Here is a 17,695-nt window from a genome sequence, read left to right as displayed (position 1 = left end):
ATGTGCGATCGTTCCCTGGTTGGAAGACTGGAAGCATGAACCCGCACTCAACTGACCCCGGAAACCCCGGCGGGGAACACACCCCGCCGGCACCGCAGCCCATGCCCGGCACACCGCCGCACGGCGCGGCCCCCGAGAACTCATTCTTTGCCTGGATCCGCCAACTGGGCATCCGCCGCTCCCCCGACCGGTGGATAGGCGGCGTGGCCGGAGGCATCGCCCAGCGCACCGGACTGGACCCGATCCTTGTCCGCGGCCTGGTGATCGTGCTGTCGATCTTCGGCATCGGCGTCGTCCTCTATGGCGTTGCCTGGGCACTGCTGCCCGAGCCGGACGGACGAATCCACCTGGAAGGGGCCGTCCGGGGTTCCTGGACCGCCGGGATGACCGGTGCCCTGGTCTTTACCGTCCTGGGCCTGAGCGGTCCCGGGATCTCCTTCTGGGCCAATGACGGTTGGTTTGGGTCCGTATTCTGGGGCCTGTTCTGGGTAGCGGCGCTGGTCCTGGGGATCTACTGGCTCACCACGCGGAACAACGGCAAGCCCCTGGGGAGCGGCAACAGCCCGGCAGGCCAGCCCGCCGGCGCTGCGCAGGGGGATGCCTACCCGAACCAGCCGCACACGCAGGGCTTCTCCTCGGCCGGCTCATACGGTGAAAAGACGGACGCCGCCCAGGATGCGGCGGCGCATGCTTCCGGCCCTGCCACTACGGACCCGCGGCCGGCGGGCTATCCCGGCCCGGAGGCACCGACCATGCCCCTCTCCTACGGCGCGCACGCTGCGCCGGCAGCCGGGCAGGCAGCTGCCCCCAACCCGGAATTTGGCGGCTACTACGTGCAGTTCCCCCCGCCGGGCAAGGAACCCAAGACCGTCAGCTACCACCCGCCGGCGTCCTGGGTTGCCCTGATCTGCGGGTTTGCCCTCCTGGCCGCAGGGGTGCTGCTCGCCCTGGACTACAGCGGCATCTATGAGACCGGATCTCCGGTGACGGTGGCCCTGGCAGCAGCCGGTGTTGTGTTCGGACTCGGGATTGTGGGACTGGGCGCGGCCGGCAGGTCCTCCGGGCTCGCAGGAGGGCTCGGCGTCCTTGCCCTGATCGCCGCCCTGCTGTTCAACGGCAGCTTCGCCTACCGCAACCTTGTGGTTGCCAACCAGTCCAACTGGAGTGCCAGCCAGTCAGCCGCGGCGTCTGAAGGCTACAGCGTCGCCGCTGCTGACGGGAACCTGGACCTGCGCGGACTGGCGGGTGAACTCAGGGAAGGTGACGTCACCGTTCCGGTGAGCGTGGCGGCCGGGGACCTCAGCATCCTGGTGCCGGACAACGTTCCCGTCTCGGTCTACTCGGAGATGGCCCTTGGCAACGTGGAACTCGAACACGACGGCAGGTACAGCTCCGCGGGAGGCCTGTGGGTCGGTCCGCAGGAGCGGCAACTGAACCCCGGTGCACGGGGCAACCGCATCATCATTGAAATCAAAGGTGTCGCCAGCAACGTCCTGGTGACCACGGACGAAAGCAGCCTGGACCGATGAGCGAATCCACGAACCAACCACGCAGCTACGACTCCGATCCGGCCGTCTTCGGAGCAGCTTCGGACGCCGGATACGTCCAGGAAAACGAACCCGAGCGCCGGCCGCTGCGCGTAGGCACAATCGTCTGGGGCCTGGTCCTTGCGGTGGCGGGGGCCCTGATCCTCGCAGTCCAGCTCACCGGAATCCGGCTGGACACCGGGGTTGTCCTGCTGGGCCTGCTCATCGGGGCCGGTGCGGCACTGGTTATTGGCGGCCTGCTGGCCGTCCTGGGGAAGAACCGCGCCGCGTAGGACTTCCCCCGACCGTTTCGCCCCTGGCCGAAACGGCTGGCAAAGAGTGTACGAATCGACGAAGAAGGAAAGAATCAACCGATGGACAAGTTTTTCGATATATTGCGCTCCTCCCCCATCAAACGGGCCCGCGGCGGCTGGCTGGCAGGAATCTGTGCCGGCATAGCCCTGAAATTCGGCTGGGATGTTTCCCTCGTCCGCATTGCGGTCCTGCTGAGCTTCCTGCTGCCGTTCATTGGCATCGGCACGTACCTGGTGGCCTGGCTCCTGCTGCCCACCACGGACGGCAAGATCATGCTTGAGAAGCTCATTAAGCGCTGATTCCCCGCCGGCCCGGCACGTCCTCCTGCGTGCAGCGGCGGTCAATCCGCGTCATGCCGCGCCCGGTGGGAGTGCCGGGCACCGTGCGCCGGGCCGGGCGTGGCTAGAATCGTAGGAGGCCGCCGCCCACCTACCAGATCCAGGGGTCACGTAATGAAGATCGGCATCCTTACCAGCGGGGGCGACTGCCCCGGACTGAACGCGGTCATCCGCGGAGCGGTCCTCAACGGGATCAAGACCCATAACGTTGAGTTCGTCGGTTTCCTCGACGGATGGCGCGGCGTGGTCGACGGCGACGTCATCGACCTGCCCCGAACCCGGGTTCGCGGCATCTCCAAACAGGGCGGAACCATCCTGGGCACCTCCCGCACCAATCCCTTCGAGGGCCCCAACGGCGGACCCGAGAACATCCGGAAGACGCTCGAACGGCTCGGGATCGACGCCGTGATCGCCATCGGCGGCGAAGGTACCCTCGCTGCCGCCCAGCGCCTGACCGACGCCGGACTGAAGATCGTCGGCGTTCCCAAGACCGTGGACAATGACCTGGACGCCACCGACTTCACCTTCGGCTTCGATACGGCGGTCCAGATTGCCACCGAAGCGATCGACCGCCTCCGCACCACCGGCGAGTCCCACCACCGGTGCATGGTCGCTGAAGTCATGGGCCGCCATGTGGGATGGATCGCCCTGCACTCCGGCATGGCATCCGGTGCCCACGCCATCCTGATACCCGAGAAGCCCGTGAGCCTGGACCAGATTGCCCAGTGGGTGACCGAGGCCAGGGACCGTGGCCGCGCGCCCCTGGTGGTTGTGGCGGAGGGCTTCGTCACCACAGACATGGAAGCGCCGCACTCCGAACGCGGACTTGATTCCTTCGGCCGTCCCCGGCTCGGCGGGATCGGAGAACTGCTCGCCCCGGAAATCGAGGCGCGCACCGGAATCGAAACCCGCGCCACCGTGCTGGGCCACATCCAGCGCGGCGGAGTCCCCACCGCCTTCGACCGTGTCCTGGCCACCCGGCTGGGTATGGCTGCCGTAGATTCGGTCATGGACGGACTGTGGGGAACCATGGTGTCTCTGCATGGAACCGACATTGTCCGCGTAGGGTTCGAGAAGGCCCTGGACAACCTCAAGACCGTTCCCGAGCACCGCTACAACGAGGCGGCCATTCTTTTTGGTTAGGTCCCCTATCAGTTTGCTATCCGAACCTTGCGCCGCCCTGCGCACACCCGTGTAGCTTGAGTCCTATGGACCTTGACCCCGGCACAATTGCCATTATCCAGCTCGCCTGGTCCCGCAGGCTGGGACTGGAAGACGACGCTCTCTCAGCTGCGGAAGACGAAGAGCGCATTTACGACGTGCACGACGAAGCGAACGAAGTCAGGTTCGTCCGGCTGTTCGGCCGCGAAGTCTTCTCCGGCCCCGAGTGGGCCGCCGAACAGGTGCGTTCCAAAAGCACTGAGGAGCTCAGCAGCTTCTCCGGGCTGCTGCGCCTCTCCCTCGACCACGGCGGCCGGGGAATGGCAGAGGAACACCTGTACTACACCGATTCCTATCCGCCGATCCCGGCGGCGGAAGAACTTGCCGTGGCGGACGACTACCACTACGCCGAAGCCCTTGAGCGGCTGTGCCCGCCGGACGACGTCGTGGAAGCCAAACTCTCCGGCCGCGAGATCCTCTTCATCCTCGTCGACGACACGGGCCCCGGCACACCGGTTCCCGTTGCCGGTGCGGGCTACAGCATCCGGGAAGGGATCCTCGCGGACGTTGGAACCCTCACGGATCCGAACCACCGAATGCGGGGGCTCGGTTCCTATGTCACCTCCATCGCCGTGGAAGACGCGATGGCAGCCGGGCTGATCCCGCAGTCCCGCATCCAGTCCAACAACCTGGGGGCCAGCCGCATGGCGTCCGGGGCAGGCTTTGTCTCAGCCGGGCTCTGCACCTCGGTGTCCCTGCCGGTCTAGCGGTCCACGGGCGGATTGGCATTGCTGCTGTGAAGCCCGGGCCCCGTCGCCTCCGACTAGCCTTCGAGCAGGTCCGCGCGCTGGAAGTAGGCGGCCGTGGCACGCGCCGACGGATTTCCGGCGTCGGCATCCGCACCGGCAGCCAGCAGGGTGCGGACAACGTCCGCATATCCCTTGAACACGGCACCTGCCAGCGGAGACTGCCCGCGGTCGTTGAGCGTGTTGACGTCGGCGCCGAGCTCGACAAGCGACTGCACCGTTCCGGCATGCCCGTGATAGGCCGCAAGCATGAGCAGTGAATCCCCCGCAGCGTTGGTCAGCGTGACGGGCACCCCGGCGCTGACGTAGGTCCGCAGCAGTTCGGTGTCCCCCTGGCGGGCGCCGTCGAACAGCCGTTCGGCGAGTTCAAGCATCTCCGGGTCTGCAGCGTTCGTCTGTGCCTGGTCCGGTGTCTCAGCCATCAACCTTGTCCTTCCCTGCCGGCAGCCGCCGGCGATGATAGATCCTGCCAGAAGTGCCCCCGCGCTAGGCGCGGGAGCGTGGAGTCCGCAGGAGGCCGGTGGGGCGGCCCACGGCCTGACCCGCGTTGGGAGAAACCACGAGTTCCTGTGCCGCGGCGTAGAGTTCACCTTCATCCTCAACCACCAGCTGCGCCTCCGGATCCACCGAGCGCTTGACCACCGCCAGGGCAACCGGCCCCATCTCGTAGTGCTGCGCCACGGAGGTCACCCGGCCAACGACCCGCTCACCGAGCTTGACCGGACTTTCGGCGGCCGGAAGGGTGTGCTGCGATCCATCCAGCTGCAGGAAAACCAGCCGGCGCGGCGGATGGCCCAGGTTGTGCACCCGGGCAATGGTTTCCTGTCCCTTGTAGCAGCCCTTGGAAAGGTGGACGGCGGTCCGGATCAGGTCCAGCTCATGCGGAATGCTCTTGTCATCCGTCTCCGCGCCAAGGCGCGGGCGCCACGCCGCGATGCGCAGTGCCTCGGCGGCCATGGACCCGGCCAGGGGCAGTCCGGACGCATCGACGGCGGCTTCGAACCCTTCCCGGGGAATCAGGTATTCGTACCAGGGGCGCTCATGGCCGGGGTGCGCAGGATCCGCCGTCTCCGTGTAGGCGTGCCCGCCCGGGCCTACCCGAGGCCAGGGGTCTGCCCAGACGGCGAAGTCTGTCCAGGCCGGCACCGGCGCAACTGAGCCGGCCACAGCCCAGTCGGCTGTTACGTCCTGGATCTCCACCCGGAGCATGAACTTCATGCTGTTCAGCCAGTCCGCCAGCTGCGGCGCCTCGGCGCCCTCCACGATCAGCCAGGCCCGTTCGCCGTCATCCAGGATGCGGGCATCATGCTCGATCCGGCCCTGGATGCTGAGCAGCAGCAGTTCCGAACTTTCGCCCGGACGAAGGTTGGTGACCTGCTGGGAGGAAAGGGTGTTCAGCCAGCTCAGCCTGTCTTCACCGCTGACGGTGACGACGCCGCGGCTGGAGAGGTCGGTTATCGCTTCGCCGCGTGCCAGTGCACGCTGTTCACGCAGGGGGTCGCCGTAGTGGGCTGCCGTACCGGCATCAGCGCCGGAAGCTTCGACGGCTCCGTGGCGGACAAGGAGAGGGCTTTTGATGCTCATGTCAGGTGCAACGTCCTAGCCGGGTAGTGGTATTCCGGTCCCCCGGTCTGCGGGGATCAGTCCCGCTTCTTGAGGATCGCGGAGGCATGCGCTTCAAGCGCCTTGCCATCGGCCGCGACATCCCAGCGCCAGTAGAGATCGCCGTTTACCAGCCCGTAGATCCGGGTGGCGGCGGTGTACTCCTTGGAGTTCACGCCGCGCATCACCAAATCCGTAGTGAGCTGGATCTGCGGGCCCTTGATCTGGCCGTAATAGAGTTCCGCAATCCCGCCGGGGTGCACGATGGTTGCCGTGATGTCGAAGCCGCCTGAGTCGTTGCGGAGTTCTTCAACCTCGTCGGCGCTGCGCAGGGCCGGGACAATGTCCGCGGGGATAAGGCCCGGGCCGCCGTCGGCGTCGTTCAGCGGACGGTCCAGTGCCCAGAAGCCGGTCTCGACGGCGAGGGGGCGCAGCACTGTCCCGGCCTCGTCCGTCAGCCAGCTCTCCGCCGTGTACTGCAGGTAGGGCAGGCCGTTTTGCCGGAACGTGACCCGCTGGGAGAAGTGCTCGGACTCCGCATCGCCTTCACCAAGGCGGCCGGTTCCTTCCCAGACTCCCAGGAGCCAGGACAGCGGCACGAGTTCGGGCGTGAGGTCTGTGGGGATCTCCATTGGCATGGCCGGACCCTTCCCTGGTCAGTTCGGGCGGTTGTGCGTTTCGGGTTACTTCTGGCCTTTGTACAGGCGGGAAACAACGAGGGCTGCGAAACCTGCCATGGCCAGGCCAGTGACACCCAGAAGGACAATGAAGAAGATTTCAAGAGCAAGAAGCGACATGCCTACATCCTAACCCGCCCCGCAGGGTCTTTGTCTCTTGTGACTCCCGGCCGCGGACCTAGGGGACCAGGAGCCGGCCGGCAAAGTACACGGCGGTACCCAGAGCCAGTACCGGGGAGGCGCCCGCCGCGATGATTCCCAGGACGCCCGGAGAATCGTCCCGGATCAGCACGAGCCGGCGTACGGCAACGATCACCGCTGCACACAGCACTCCGACGAAGGCACCCGCCGCCAGAGGCAGGCCGGTCACCAGTGCGGCTGCCCCGGCGCCCGCGAGGGCCCCGGCAACGACGCCGATCGGTGCGGTAATGCGGTCCGCAAGCGGAATCAGGGAGATCAGGATGGCCACTGCGATGGCCGCGGCTCCGGCAGAGATGAGTCCTTCGGATCCATTCCCGCCCGGCAGGCGGTCCGCTGCGACCCAACCCGCTGCCATTCCCGCAACGAGGGCCCCGGCGATCACGCCGATCGTGGACTCAAGCCGGTGCGGCTGCCCCGTGCCGCGCAGCAGCTGGATGAGGAACACAGCCCCTACGCCAACGGCGACGATGCCGGGCATCCAGGTAAGCATGGCGGTGGCGGGTGCGAAGTAGGCGGCTGCAACCCCGCCTGCGCCGACGAGTGCAAGCACCAGCCCCTGGGTCTTGCGGGCCGGGACACCAAGGAGATAGGGCCAGCCGAAACCAGCCACTGCAGCGGCGGCTCCGGTGAACAGTGCCGTGGCTTCGGGGGAAACAAAGGATGCCGCCACGATTCCGACCAGTACAGTTGCCGCCGGCACCGCTATGCTCCAAAGTTTCACCCTAGTCATACTGCCTTATTACGCAGCGCGGATAAAAGCTACAGGGCGCCGGGTCGCCGCTGGGTATACTTTCAACCACTCTTCGGCCGCTGGGGACCGGATGGGATAACGTGCCCGATGATGTGCGCCTAATTTTCGGAGGAACTATGTCGCACATTCTGCTCCTGACCAACAGCCCGGGGTCATCAGTTGAAGTCCTCCCTGCCCTGGAACTGCTCAACCACAGGGTCCACATCCTCCCCGCGGAACCAACCGCACTCCTGGACATCGACCCGTGCGACGTCGTCCTCGTTGACGCACGCAAGGACCTGGTTGGTGCGCGCTCACTAACCCAGCTGCTCAAGGCAACCGGCCTGGGCACTCCCCTGGTTCTGGTCCTTACGGAGGGCGGGATGGCCGCGGTCGCGGCCAACTGGCTGGCAGACGACGTCGTCCTGGACACCGCAGGTCCTGCCGAACTGGAAGCCCGGCTTCGCCTGGCCGTTTCCCGGACCCAGGCGGCCGCGGAGGAATCCAGCACCGAAATCCACGCCTCCGGCGTCGTCATTGATGAGGCCAGCTACACCGCCCGCGTCAGCGGCACGGCCCTGAACCTGACCTACAAAGAGTTTGAACTGCTCAAGTACCTCGCACAGCACCCCGGGCGGGTCTTCACCCGCGACCAGCTCCTGCATGAGGTGTGGGGCTACGACTACTACGGCGGCACCCGCACCGTGGACGTCCACGTCCGGCGGCTGAGGGCGAAGCTGGGCCCTGACCATGAGAACCTGATCGGCACCGTCCGCAACGTCGGCTACCGCTTCGCGAAGGCACGCACCCACGAGGAGCAGGCAGCCGTGGCCGGGCACGAAGCGTAAGCCGTCTCCCGTACTGCGGCCTGAGTGGTTAGTCTTCTTCAATGAGCGAGAACCCCCTGACCACATGGCCTGTCCTCACTACGCGCGGCACCCCGGAAGAATCCGCGCTCCGCGGCATCCTGGAGCTGGCCGCGGCAGCTGCCGAAGCCGACGGCAATCCCCCTTTCTCCGAGCAGACACTGGTTGACCTGCGCTCAACCAGCGCGGACCCGGACCAGGTACGGGTCTTCCTGGCACTGACCCATGACGAGCACTCGGACCCCGCCACCGCGCAGGAACTCGCCGGGGCCGCCGTGCTCACCGTCTCAGCTGAGGACGAGCCCGGCGTACTGGAACTGGTGGTCCACCCCAATTACCGCAACAAGGGTGTTGGCACCGCATTGGCAGAAGCCGCGCGGAAGGACTCCGGGCAGGACTTCAAGGCCTGGTCACACGGGAACCATGAAGCGGCGGTGAAGCTCGCTGCCCGCTTCGGGTTCCACCCGGTGCGCGAGCTGTGGCGGATGCGGCTCTCCCACGACGCGCTGTCCCAGGGCCTGCCCACGGCCAAGGTACCCGACGGCGTGCAGGTACGTGCCTTCGTTCCCGGCCAGGATGAGGACGCCTGGCTCGCGGCAAACGCCGCCGCATTCGCCCACCACCCGGAGCAGGGATCCATGACCCGGGCGGACCTCGAAGCGAGAATGGCCGAAGACTGGTTCGATCCCAGCGGTTTCCTGCTCGCCGTCCGCGAATCCGACGGCGAGCTGCTGGGCTTCCACTGGACCAAGGTCCATCCCCGCAGCGGGAGCCACCCGGCCATCGGGGAGGTCTACGTGGTGGGCGTGACTCCCCAGGCGCAGGGAACAGGACTTGGAAAAGCCCTGACCCTTGCCGGTATCAGCTACCTGCACGACTCCGGCCTGGACGCCGTCATGCTCTATGTAGACGCAGACAACACGGCAGCGGTGTCCCTCTACCGCAAGCTGGGCTTTGTGCGCTGGGACGTGGACGTGATGTACGCCGCCGAATAGCCGCCTGCTGATTGTAGGGTTGAGGAGAGGGCGCTGTGCCCCTGCGCTGCAGGGGTGCCGGGCCTGCCAGAACTGCCAGGGGAGAAACACTATGGATTCCGATACCGCAGCCGGCGCACGGTCGCCCTTTGGGTCGTCCGAGGCGATGCCTGCGCCGCGGGCCACACAGGACCGCATCGACATTCCGGATTTTGGGCCGGCACTGCTGCCCAGCGGCGACATAACCCCCGAACGTTTCCTTGACCGGGAGATCAGCTGGCTGCACTTCAATGCCCGGGTACTGGAACTGGCGGAAGATCCTGACCTCTACCTGCTCGAGCGCGTCAACTTCCTCTCCATCTTTGCCTCCAACCTGGACGAGTTCTTCATGGTCAGGGTGGCCGGGCTGAAGCGGCGCATCGCCACCGGACTGGCAGTGCCGTCCGCCGCGGGCCTGAGCCCGGTGGAACAGCTGGAGCAGATCACCGAGGCCGGCTACCGGCTCCAGCAGCGGCATGCCGAAGTCTTCGCCCGGCAGATCCGCCCCGCCCTGGAGAAGGAAAACATCCATCTGGTGGGCTGGCAGGACCTCGACGACGCCTCCAAGGCGCAGCTCCACCGGCAGTTCGCGGCCAAGGTTTTCCCCATCCTTACGCCGCTGGCCGTGGACCCGGCCCACCCGTTCCCCTACATTTCGGGGCTTTCCCTGAACCTCGCCGTCGTGGTCCGCAATCCGGTGAGCGGCAAGGAATTCTTCGCCCGCGTGAAGGTTCCGGACCAGCTGCCGCGCCTCATCTCGGTGGACGGCCCGCGTGCCGGGAACGTTGCCGGACGCACGGCCCGGTTCATTCCGCTTGAGGACGTCATTGCCGAGCACCTTGACCAGCTCTTCCCCGGCATGGACGTGGTGGAGCACTACACCTTCCGGGTGACCCGCAACGAGGACCTGGAGGTTGAAGAGGACGACGCCGAGAACCTGCTGCAAGCGCTGGAGAAGGAACTGCTGCGCCGCCGCTTCGGCCCGCCCGTCCGTCTTGAAGTCACACCGGACATCAATCCCAGCATCCGGCAGCTGCTGATCCGGGAGCTGGGAGTGGAAGCGGACGAGGTTTACACCCTTCCCGGCCCGCTGGACCTGCGCGGCCTGAGTCCGATCAGCCAGATCGACCGGCCGGACCTGCACTACCCCAAGCAGGTTCCGCACACTTCCCTGCACCTGAAGGAATCCGAGACGTCCAAGCCGGCGGACGTTTTCGCCGCCATGCGCCGCCGGGACATCCTGCTGCACCACCCCTATGACTCCTTCTCCACGTCCGTGCAGGCGTTCCTGGAGCAGGCCGCAGCCGACCCGCGGGTACAGGCCATCAAGCAGACCCTGTACCGGACATCCGGGGACTCCCCCATTGTCGATGCCCTGATCGACGCCGCGGAGTCCGGCAAGCAGGTCCTGGCGCTCGTGGAGATCAAGGCCCGGTTCGACGAGCAGGCCAACATCTCCTGGGCACGAAAGCTGGAGCAGGCCGGCGTCCACGTGGTCTACGGGATCGTGGGCCTGAAAACCCACTGCAAGCTGTCGCTGGTGGTCCGCCAGGAAGTGGACGGCCTGCGGCGCTACTGCCACATCGGCACGGGCAACTACCACCCGCGCACCGCCCGCTACTACGAGGACCTGGGACTGCTGACCGCGAACGAAAAGGTTGGCGAAGACCTGACCAAGCTGTTCAACCAGCTCTCCGGCTACGCACCCAAGTCAACGTTCAAGCGGCTGCTGGTGGCGCCGCGCTCCGTGCGTTCGGGCCTCATAGACCGGATCGAACGCGAGATTGCCAACAAGAAGGCAGGCCTGGACGCCCGGGTGATCATCAAGGTGAATTCAATGGTGGACGAAGCCATCATCGATTCGCTGTACCGCGCGTCGCAGGCCGGGGTCCGCGTGGACGTGATTGTCCGCGGCATCTGCTCGGTACGGCCCGGAGTTCCCGGCCTCAGCGAGAACATCACCGTCCGATCCATCCTGGGCCGCTTCCTGGAGCACTCACGGGTCTTTGCCTTCGCCAACGGCGGGGACCCGGTGGTGTACATCGGGTCGGCAGACATGATGCACCGCAACCTGGACCGCAGGGTGGAAGCCCTGGTCCAGCTGGGATCCGCCGAGGACATTGCAGACCTGATCGAACTCATGGACCGCTACCTCGATCCGGGGACGGCAAGCTGGCACCTCGACGCAGACGGCATCTGGACCCGGCACCACAAGGATGACGAGGGCAACCCGCTTGAGGATGTGCAGTCCTGGCTGCTCGCCTCCCGCTCGCGCCAGCGCGCAGTGGCCCGCCGCTGATGCACACCGGGGAGCCCGCTGCGGAGGACCTGCCGCTGGACACTTCCGGCGACGGCCGGGATACACCGGATGACACGGCCGCCCTGCTGCTGAACGGCAGGGCGACCGCCCTCGACCTGGCCGGCGACCCCAAGGTGGTCGCAGCCGGTGCCCTGTGCTGGCGCGTGCGCGGTGACAAGCTGGAAGTGCTCATCATCCACCGGCCGCGCTATGACGACTGGTCCTGGCCGAAGGGCAAACTCGACTCAGGCGAGACCATTCCGGAATGCGCCGTCCGGGAAGTGAAAGAGGAAATAGGGCTGGATATCCGGCTTGGCATCGCGCTGCCGGAAACCCGCTATCCGGTCTCTTCCGGCATCAAGGCCGTGCATTACTGGGCCGCGAACGGCAACAACGCCAAACCCCGGCCCGACGGCAAGGAAGTGGACGGCGTACGGTGGTGCTCCCCGGAGGAAGCCGCTGCGCTCCTGACGAACCCCACCGACAAGCTACCGCTGGAGGCACTCGTCAGCGCCCATAAAGACGGTGACCTGGATACCTGGCCGCTGATCATAGTCCGCCATGCGAAGGCCAAGCCGCGTTCGTCCTGGGCCCGGGCAGAGGGTGACCGTCCTCTGGCAGCCACGGGCCAGCGCCAGGCAAAGGCGGTGGCACGGCTGCTGCAGGCCTGGCATCCGGACCGGGTGGTGTCCAGCCCGTGGCTCCGGTGCGTGCAGACCATGGGACCGTACGTGAACACCCGCAAGCCCAAGTTCAAGACCGTGGATGCGATCACCGAGCACAATGCCAAGCGCAAGCCTGCCAAGGCGCGGCTGGCCGTGGACAACCTGTTCGAGAAAGCCCGGCCGGTGGCATTGTGCACGCACCGGCCGGTGCTTCCACTGGTCTTCGGCGTCCTCGCCGACCAGATGGATGACCGGATGGCCACGCTCCTGCCGGACAAGGATCCCTATCTGGCGCCGGGCGAAATTGTGGTCTGCCAGGTGAGCCGCAGGAATCCCCGCCGAATCATGTCCCTGGAGCAGTACCGGCCGTTCGACGACTAGCCCGTACCGGGTAGGTACTGAGGCTAGCCAAGCCTTGGCGAGCTAAGCCTATCCGTCCTTTTCCCTGCAGGTCAGCGGGCATATTGTGTCCCCATGAGCAAATTCACTGATCTTCTGGCAGCCCAGATTGGCAACGAGTTCAACGCTTCCCAGCAGTACGTGGCCATGGCCGTGTACTTCGACGGCGAAGACCTTCCCCAGCTGGCCCGCCACTTCTACGCGCAGTCCGTCGAAGAGCGGAACCACGCCATGATGCTGGTTCAGTACATGCTGGACCGGGACCTGCCCGTCCGCATTCCCGGCGTCGACCCGGTGAAGAATGACTTCAGCGACGTCGTCGAGCCGATCGCCCTCGCCCTGGAACAGGAGAAGCAGGTGACCTCGCAGATCGAGGCCCTCTTCGCAGCGGCCCGGGAGGAAGGCGACGCGCTGGGCGAGCAGTTCATGCTCTGGTTCCTCAAGGAACAGGTGGAGGAGGTTGCCTCCATGAGCACGCTGCTCACAGTGGCCCGCCGGGCGGACAACCTGTTCGATCTTGAGAACTTCATGGCCCGCGAGCGCGTGGGCGACGGCGGGCACGACGCCGGCGCTCCCGAAGCTGCGGGCGGCGCCCTCTAAACGAGATGACAGAAACTGCCCGTATGAGCGCGGATACGGGCAGTTTCTGTCATCTCGATGGAACCATGATCGTCCCCCGGCGCAACGGACATGAGCGCCCAGATCCGCGTGGATCTGGCCTCTCCCGTACCTCCGTACGAACAGATCCGATCACAGGTGAGCGCCCTCGCGGCCGCGGGCGTCCTGGCACCGGGTAACAGGCTGCCCACTATCCGCATGCTGGCTGCCGACCTCGGCGTGGCCCCCGGGACTGTCGCCCGGGCCTACAGGGAACTCGAAACTGAGGGAACCGTCACAGCTCTTCGCCGTCGGGGCACCGTCATATCGCAGCGTGCTGCCGCGCCTGCGGGTGAAGCGGGCGGTCTACCCGCGGAGGTGAGTGCCGCCGTCGGACACCTTGCGGAGACTGCACGCCGGCATGGGGTTCCCGACGCCGTTGTCCTCAGCGCGCTGGCCTCTGCCATGTCCCTCCCTACTAGACTGGAGCCGTGACCACGATTCCCACACCGTACGAAGACCTGCTGCGCGACATCCTGGCCCACGGCACCGCGAAATCCGACCGTACCGGCACCGGAACGCGCAGTGTCTTTGGCCGCCAGATGCGTTTTGACCTCAGCGAGTCCTTCCCGCTGATCACCACCAAGCGCGTGCACTTCAAGTCCGTGGCGCTGGAGCTGCTGTGGTTCCTGCGCGGAGACTCGAACGTCCGCTGGCTGCAGGAACGCGGCGTCACCATCTGGGATGAATGGGCGGACGACGACGGCGAGCTGGGGCCGGTCTACGGCGTCCAGTGGCGCTCCTGGCCTACGCCGGACGGAGGCCAGATCGACCAGATCGCCAAGCTGATCGACGGGTTGAAGAACAACCCGGATTCACGCAGGCATATAGTGACCGCGTGGAACCCTGCAGAGGTGGAGAACATGGCACTGCCGCCGTGCCACGCCATGTTCCAGTTCTACGTAGCGGACGGCAAGCTCTCCTGCCAGCTGTACCAGCGCTCGGCAGACACCTTCCTGGGCGTGCCGTTTAACATCGCCTCCTACGCGCTGCTCACCCTGATGGTGGCGCAGCAGGTGGGCCTGGAACCGGGCGAATTCGTCTGGACCGGCGGCGACGTGCATATTTACGACAACCACCTGGACCAAGTCACAGAACAGCTGTCCCGCTCGCCGTTCCCGTATCCTAAACTGCGGCTGAGGCGGAAGCCTGCCAGCATCTTCGACTACGAGCTTGATGACTTCGAGGTCCTGGACTACCAGCACCATCCCGGCATCAAGGCACCTATCGCCGTGTGAAAGGGCCCCGTCTTGACTGAATCGAACAGGTTCGCAGATTCAACCCGCTACTACCCCGTTGGCCGCTCCGGCGAAGAGGGCCTCGGACTCGACGACGCCCTGGCAGCCCGGGGCTACGGGAACACCGGCGTGCCGCTCGTCGGCATGATCTGGGCGCAGACCTCCGACGGCGTCATTGGCAAGGACGGCGGAATGCCCTGGCACCTGCCCGAAGACCTCGCCCACTTCAAGGCCAGCACGCTGGGCCACCCCGTCATCATGGGGCGGCGCACCTGGGAATCCTTCCCGGAAGCGTTCAGGCCGCTTCCCGGACGGAAGAACATCGTCATCTCCTCCCGCGAAGGACTGGCCGCCGAGCTTGAGCCGGCCGGCGCCGTCGTCGTGCCCTCCCTGGAAGCTGCGCTGGAAGCCGCCGAGGGCAGTGAGGGCAGCAGCCGGATCTGGATCGTCGGCGGGTCCCAGGTGTACGCCGAGGCTGAACCGCTGGCGGATGTTGCGGTTGTCACGGTGATCAACACCGAGACCGAGGGCGACAGCTATGCCCCGCATCTGGGGGCAGACTGGACGTTCAGCGGTGTCAGCCCTGCCCAGGACTGGTACACGTCCGCCAACGGCCTGCAGTACCGGTTCGCGCTGTGGACCCGGCACCGGAACGTAACCGAGCAGGACGGCTGAGACCGGCTGCCCTAGACTGAAGGAATGACTTCAGCAGCTTCTTCTGTTCCCACCGCGGGCTTCGTCGGCTGGCGGGGCATGGTCGGTTCCGTCCTCATGCAGCGCATGCAGGACGAAGGCGATTTCGGCCTGATCAACCCCGTCTTCTTCTCCACCTCCAACGCAGGCGGCGCAGCGCCGTCCTTCGCTGAAGGTGCCGGCTCCCTGCAGGACGCCTACGACATCCAGACGCTGGCCAAGCTGCCGATTATCGTCACCACCCAGGGCGGTGACTACACCTCCGAGGTCTACCCGAAGCTGCGTGACGCCGGCTGGGACGGCCTGTGGATCGACGCCGCGTCAACGCTGCGCATGGACGACAGCGCGATCATCGTGCTGGACCCGGTCAACCGGGACGTCATCGACGCCGGCCTGGCGCGCGGCGTGAAGAACTTTGTGGGCGGCAACTGCACCGTGTCCTGCATGCTCATGGGCCTGGGCGGACTGTTCCGCAACGGCCTCGTGGAGTGGGGCACGTCCATGACCTACCAGGCGGCCTCCGGCGGCGGTGCGCGCCATATGCGCGAACTGCTGAACCAGTTCGGCTCGCTGAACTCTGCCGTGGCAGCCAACCTGGCCGATCCGGCGTCGGCCATCCTTGAAATCGACCGCGCAGTGCTGGCCCAGCAGAAGGATCCGTCCATGGATTCCTCGCAGTTCGGGGTTCCGCTGGCCGGGTCCGTCATCCCGTGGATCGACGCGGACCTGGGCAACGGCCAGTCCAAGGAAGAGTGGAAGGGCGGCGCGGAGACCAACAAGATCCTCGGCCTCGGCTCCGATTCCGGCCGGATCCCCTTCGACGGTCTCTGCGTCCGCATCGGTGCCATGCGCTCACATTCCCAGGCACTGACCCTGAAGCTCACCGAGGACCTGTCCGTCGCCGAGATCGAGCGGATCATCGACGCGGACAACCAGTGGGCCAAGGTGGTTCCCAACACCAAGGAAGCCACCATGGAACACCTGACCCCGGTCGCCGTGACCGGCACGCTGGACATCCCCGTGGGCCGTATCCGCAAGCTTGAAATGGGCCCGGAGTACATCAGCGCCTTCACCATCGGTGACCAGCTGCTCTGGGGCGCCGCCGAGCCGCTGCGCCGGATGCTGCGCATCGCCACCGGCAACCTCTAACCCGCGAAGCACGAAGAAACCGCCCGTTTGAATCATCAAACGGGCGGTTTCTTGTGGCCGGGCCCTGCCGTGCTTGGGCTTTGCCTGCGGTCGAGCAGTGCCGGCGCGCTAGTCGGCGCCGACGGCGGCCGCCGCTTCCGGAACCGCGTGCGGATCCGGGTCACCGGCTCCGCTGCGCAGAAGCAGCAGGCCCGCGGCCACGGCACAGCAGATGGCACCGACCCAGAACGGCGCCCGCATCCCGAGCCACTGCGCCAGATGGCCCACCAGGATCGCCGAAACGGCTCCGCCGAACCAGCGCAGGAAGTTATACCCGGCACTGTTCACCGCACGCGGTCCAGCGCCTGAGCTCATGGCCGTACCGGTGAAGAGAGTGTTGAGGATGCCGGAGAAGATACCCGAGACAATGATGCCGATGACCACCACCGTCTTGTTCCCGGCCGCCATTGCGAGCAGCACCAGCGCGTAGATGAGGACCGTAATCACCGCTCCCCCGCGTTCGCCGAACCAGCCGGCCACCTTCGGTGCCAGCACTACGGAAGAAACCGCCACACAGAGGCCCCAGCCAAAGAAGACGAATCCGACGAAGAAGGCGCCTTCCCCGAGGACGAACGGGGACCAGGCAATGATGGAGAAGAACGCCGCAGTGTAGAACGCGGATCCGAGGGAAGTCAGCAGCAGGTTGCGGTTGCGCAGCGCCAGGATCGGGTCAATGAGCCGGATCTTCTGCCGCGCGGATTTGTTCTGGTCCTTGGCCAGCATGGCTGTGCAGAGAATGACGCCGATGGCCATCAGCACGGCCGTGCCGGCAAAGGGCCCACGCCACGAGATGGTTCCCAGCACTGCGCCGAGCAGCGGCCCGACAGCAAGTCCCACACCGAGTGCTGCTTCATACAGCAGGATTGCGCCCGCCTGCCCTCCCGCAGCGGCCCCCACAATGACGGAGAGCGCCGTTGCGATGAAAAAGGCGTTTCCCAGTCCCCAGACCGCCCGCAGCCACACAAGCGTCTCGATGCTGTTCGCCAGCGCACAGGCCCCCGCGGCCAGCACTATGAGCACCAGCCCTGTCACGAGGGTGCGCTTGGCGCCGAAGCGGTAGGACATCACCCCGGTCAGCAGCATGGCAAGGACCTGGACCCCCAGGTAGGAGCCGAAGAGCAGGGTGGTTTCAGTGGGAGAAGCACCGAGCTCCTCGGTAATGGTGTTCAGGATCGGGTCTACCAGGCCGATGCCCATAAACGCGATAACAGCGGCGAACGCCGTGACCCACACGGTTTTTGGCTGACCGCGCAGTGCGTCCGCGAGCCGTGGATGTGCGGTAGCTTCCCGCACGGCTGCAGTTTTACTCATGTCTGTGGCG

The 17,695-nt window shown here is 66.1% G+C and carries 19 protein-coding genes; 14 read left to right on the top strand and 5 right to left on the bottom strand.

Going from position 1 to position 17,695, the window contains the following annotated elements; translation table 11 throughout:
• Nucleotides 1-35: 35 nt before the first annotated feature.
• The 5 genes from ACSLGO_RS01900 (at nucleotide 36) to ACSLGO_RS01880 (ending at nucleotide 4,107) form a co-directional block, all read left to right on the top strand.
• Nucleotides 36-1,529, top strand: a complete 1,494-nt coding sequence (locus ACSLGO_RS01900; protein ID WP_436399779.1) for a PspC domain-containing protein — start codon at nucleotides 36-38, stop codon at nucleotides 1,527-1,529.
• A complete protein-coding gene (locus ACSLGO_RS01895; protein WP_226802303.1) occupies nucleotides 1,526-1,819 on the top strand; it encodes a hypothetical protein in 294 nt (97 codons plus the stop codon). The genes ACSLGO_RS01900 and ACSLGO_RS01895 overlap by 4 nt, the downstream gene beginning before the upstream one ends.
• Nucleotides 1,820-1,900: 81 nt before the next feature.
• Nucleotides 1,901-2,140, top strand: a complete 240-nt coding sequence (locus tag ACSLGO_RS01890; protein WP_325785823.1) for a PspC domain-containing protein — start codon at nucleotides 1,901-1,903, stop codon at nucleotides 2,138-2,140.
• Between the two features lie 153 nt (nucleotides 2,141-2,293).
• On the top strand, nucleotides 2,294-3,322 hold the full coding sequence (locus ACSLGO_RS01885; protein WP_091602560.1) for a 6-phosphofructokinase: 1,029 nt from the start codon (nucleotides 2,294-2,296) through the stop codon (nucleotides 3,320-3,322).
• A 65-nt stretch (nucleotides 3,323-3,387) separates the two neighbouring features.
• Entirely contained in the window at nucleotides 3,388-4,107 is a 720-nt protein-coding gene (locus tag ACSLGO_RS01880; RefSeq protein WP_091602557.1) for a GNAT family N-acetyltransferase, read from the top strand.
• Between the two features lie 56 nt (nucleotides 4,108-4,163).
• On the opposite strand, the gene ACSLGO_RS01875 is transcribed toward ACSLGO_RS01880, so the two are convergent.
• From ACSLGO_RS01875 to ACSLGO_RS01860, 4 genes are all read right to left on the bottom strand, one after another.
• Complete coding sequence (locus ACSLGO_RS01875) at nucleotides 4,164-4,568, bottom strand: ankyrin repeat domain-containing protein (protein ID WP_263127459.1); 405 nt, start codon at nucleotides 4,566-4,568, stop codon at nucleotides 4,164-4,166.
• 64 nt (nucleotides 4,569-4,632) lie between these two features.
• On the bottom strand, nucleotides 4,633-5,730 hold the full coding sequence (gene ygfZ, locus ACSLGO_RS01870; RefSeq protein WP_436399778.1) for a CAF17-like 4Fe-4S cluster assembly/insertion protein YgfZ: 1,098 nt from the start codon (nucleotides 5,728-5,730) through the stop codon (nucleotides 4,633-4,635).
• 56 nt (nucleotides 5,731-5,786) lie between these two features.
• A complete protein-coding gene (locus tag ACSLGO_RS01865; protein WP_091602548.1) occupies nucleotides 5,787-6,386 on the bottom strand; it encodes an FABP family protein in 600 nt (199 codons plus the stop codon).
• Between the two features lie 217 nt (nucleotides 6,387-6,603).
• On the bottom strand, nucleotides 6,604-7,356 hold the full coding sequence (locus ACSLGO_RS01860) for a hypothetical protein (RefSeq protein WP_152273721.1): 753 nt from the start codon (nucleotides 7,354-7,356) through the stop codon (nucleotides 6,604-6,606).
• A 137-nt stretch (nucleotides 7,357-7,493) separates the two neighbouring features.
• Here ACSLGO_RS01860 and ACSLGO_RS01855 point away from each other — a divergent pair, with 137 nt between their 5' ends.
• The 9 genes from ACSLGO_RS01855 (at nucleotide 7,494) to asd (ending at nucleotide 16,335) form a co-directional block, all read left to right on the top strand.
• Nucleotides 7,494-8,204, top strand: a complete 711-nt coding sequence (locus ACSLGO_RS01855; protein WP_091602542.1) for a winged helix-turn-helix transcriptional regulator — start codon at nucleotides 7,494-7,496, stop codon at nucleotides 8,202-8,204.
• A gap of 41 nt (nucleotides 8,205-8,245) precedes the next feature.
• Nucleotides 8,246-9,217 (top strand): mycothiol synthase, encoded by a 972-nt coding sequence (gene mshD / locus ACSLGO_RS01850; RefSeq protein ID WP_436399777.1) that lies wholly within the window; start codon nucleotides 8,246-8,248, stop codon nucleotides 9,215-9,217.
• Nucleotides 9,218-9,308: 91 nt separating this feature from the next.
• Complete coding sequence (locus tag ACSLGO_RS01845; protein ID WP_091602536.1) at nucleotides 9,309-11,534, top strand: RNA degradosome polyphosphate kinase; 2,226 nt, start codon at nucleotides 9,309-9,311, stop codon at nucleotides 11,532-11,534.
• A complete protein-coding gene (locus tag ACSLGO_RS01840) occupies nucleotides 11,534-12,580 on the top strand; it encodes an NUDIX hydrolase (RefSeq protein ID WP_152273723.1) in 1,047 nt (348 codons plus the stop codon). The genes ACSLGO_RS01845 and ACSLGO_RS01840 overlap by 1 nt, the downstream gene beginning before the upstream one ends.
• Before the next feature lie 93 nt (nucleotides 12,581-12,673).
• A complete protein-coding gene (locus ACSLGO_RS01835) occupies nucleotides 12,674-13,198 on the top strand; it encodes a ferritin (protein WP_091602530.1) in 525 nt (174 codons plus the stop codon).
• Nucleotides 13,199-13,288: 90 nt separating this feature from the next.
• Nucleotides 13,289-13,690 carry a GntR family transcriptional regulator gene (locus ACSLGO_RS01830; protein ID WP_377955324.1) on the top strand — a complete coding sequence of 134 codons (402 nt, stop codon included), beginning with the start codon at nucleotides 13,289-13,291 and terminating at the stop codon, nucleotides 13,688-13,690.
• On the top strand, nucleotides 13,687-14,493 hold the full coding sequence (locus tag ACSLGO_RS01825) for a thymidylate synthase (protein WP_091602525.1): 807 nt from the start codon (nucleotides 13,687-13,689) through the stop codon (nucleotides 14,491-14,493). Before ACSLGO_RS01830 ends, ACSLGO_RS01825 begins: the two co-directional genes overlap by 4 nt.
• Nucleotides 14,494-14,505: 12 nt before the next feature.
• The gene (locus tag ACSLGO_RS01820) at nucleotides 14,506-15,168 is read left to right on the top strand and encodes a dihydrofolate reductase (protein WP_226802304.1); all 663 of its coding nucleotides are present in this window, start codon (nucleotides 14,506-14,508) and stop codon (nucleotides 15,166-15,168) included.
• Between the two features lie 24 nt (nucleotides 15,169-15,192).
• Nucleotides 15,193-16,335, top strand: coding sequence for an aspartate-semialdehyde dehydrogenase (asd, locus tag ACSLGO_RS01815; protein WP_277665337.1), 1,143 nt, complete (start codon nucleotides 15,193-15,195; stop codon nucleotides 16,333-16,335).
• A 108-nt stretch (nucleotides 16,336-16,443) separates the two neighbouring features.
• Here asd and ACSLGO_RS01810 read toward each other — a convergent pair whose 3' ends face one another.
• Complete coding sequence (locus ACSLGO_RS01810) at nucleotides 16,444-17,685, bottom strand: MFS transporter (protein WP_436399776.1); 1,242 nt, start codon at nucleotides 17,683-17,685, stop codon at nucleotides 16,444-16,446.
• Between the last annotated feature and the right edge of the window lie 10 nt (nucleotides 17,686-17,695).

Origin of the sequence: Arthrobacter sp. IK3 (assembly GCF_051337705.1) — a bacterium.
Taxonomy (GTDB): domain Bacteria; phylum Actinomycetota; class Actinomycetes; order Actinomycetales; family Micrococcaceae; genus Arthrobacter_B; species Arthrobacter_B koreensis.
The sequence above is the reverse complement of the archived record's forward strand: the minus strand, read 5'-3'. Positions and strand labels throughout refer to the sequence as shown.

What these genes read in the sequence shown, in the direction of transcription:
- ACSLGO_RS01900 (WP_436399779.1), top strand. Translation starts at nt 36, where the DNA reads ATGAACCCGCACTCAACTGACCCCGGAAACCCCGGCGGGGAACACACC.
- ACSLGO_RS01895 (WP_226802303.1), top strand. Translation starts at nt 1,526, where the DNA reads ATGAGCGAATCCACGAACCAACCACGCAGCTACGACTCCGATCCGGCC.
- ACSLGO_RS01890 (WP_325785823.1), top strand. Translation starts at nt 1,901, where the DNA reads ATGGACAAGTTTTTCGATATATTGCGCTCCTCCCCCATCAAACGGGCC.
- ACSLGO_RS01885 (WP_091602560.1), top strand. Translation starts at nt 2,294, where the DNA reads ATGAAGATCGGCATCCTTACCAGCGGGGGCGACTGCCCCGGACTGAAC.
- ACSLGO_RS01880 (WP_091602557.1), top strand. Translation starts at nt 3,388, where the DNA reads ATGGACCTTGACCCCGGCACAATTGCCATTATCCAGCTCGCCTGGTCC.
- ACSLGO_RS01875 (WP_263127459.1), bottom strand. Translation starts at nt 4,568, where the DNA reads ATGGCTGAGACACCGGACCAGGCACAGACGAACGCTGCAGACCCGGAG.
- ygfZ (WP_436399778.1), bottom strand. Translation starts at nt 5,730, where the DNA reads ATGAGCATCAAAAGCCCTCTCCTTGTCCGCCACGGAGCCGTCGAAGCT.
- ACSLGO_RS01865 (WP_091602548.1), bottom strand. Translation starts at nt 6,386, where the DNA reads ATGCCAATGGAGATCCCCACAGACCTCACGCCCGAACTCGTGCCGCTG.
- ACSLGO_RS01860 (WP_152273721.1), bottom strand. Translation starts at nt 7,356, where the DNA reads ATGACTAGGGTGAAACTTTGGAGCATAGCGGTGCCGGCGGCAACTGTA.
- ACSLGO_RS01855 (WP_091602542.1), top strand. Translation starts at nt 7,494, where the DNA reads ATGTCGCACATTCTGCTCCTGACCAACAGCCCGGGGTCATCAGTTGAA.
- mshD (WP_436399777.1), top strand. Translation starts at nt 8,246, where the DNA reads ATGAGCGAGAACCCCCTGACCACATGGCCTGTCCTCACTACGCGCGGC.
- ACSLGO_RS01845 (WP_091602536.1), top strand. Translation starts at nt 9,309, where the DNA reads ATGGATTCCGATACCGCAGCCGGCGCACGGTCGCCCTTTGGGTCGTCC.
- ACSLGO_RS01840 (WP_152273723.1), top strand. Translation starts at nt 11,534, where the DNA reads ATGCACACCGGGGAGCCCGCTGCGGAGGACCTGCCGCTGGACACTTCC.
- ACSLGO_RS01835 (WP_091602530.1), top strand. Translation starts at nt 12,674, where the DNA reads ATGAGCAAATTCACTGATCTTCTGGCAGCCCAGATTGGCAACGAGTTC.
- ACSLGO_RS01830 (WP_377955324.1), top strand. Translation starts at nt 13,289, where the DNA reads ATGAGCGCCCAGATCCGCGTGGATCTGGCCTCTCCCGTACCTCCGTAC.
- asd (WP_277665337.1), top strand. Translation starts at nt 15,193, where the DNA reads ATGACTTCAGCAGCTTCTTCTGTTCCCACCGCGGGCTTCGTCGGCTGG.
- ACSLGO_RS01810 (WP_436399776.1), bottom strand. Translation starts at nt 17,685, where the DNA reads ATGAGTAAAACTGCAGCCGTGCGGGAAGCTACCGCACATCCACGGCTC.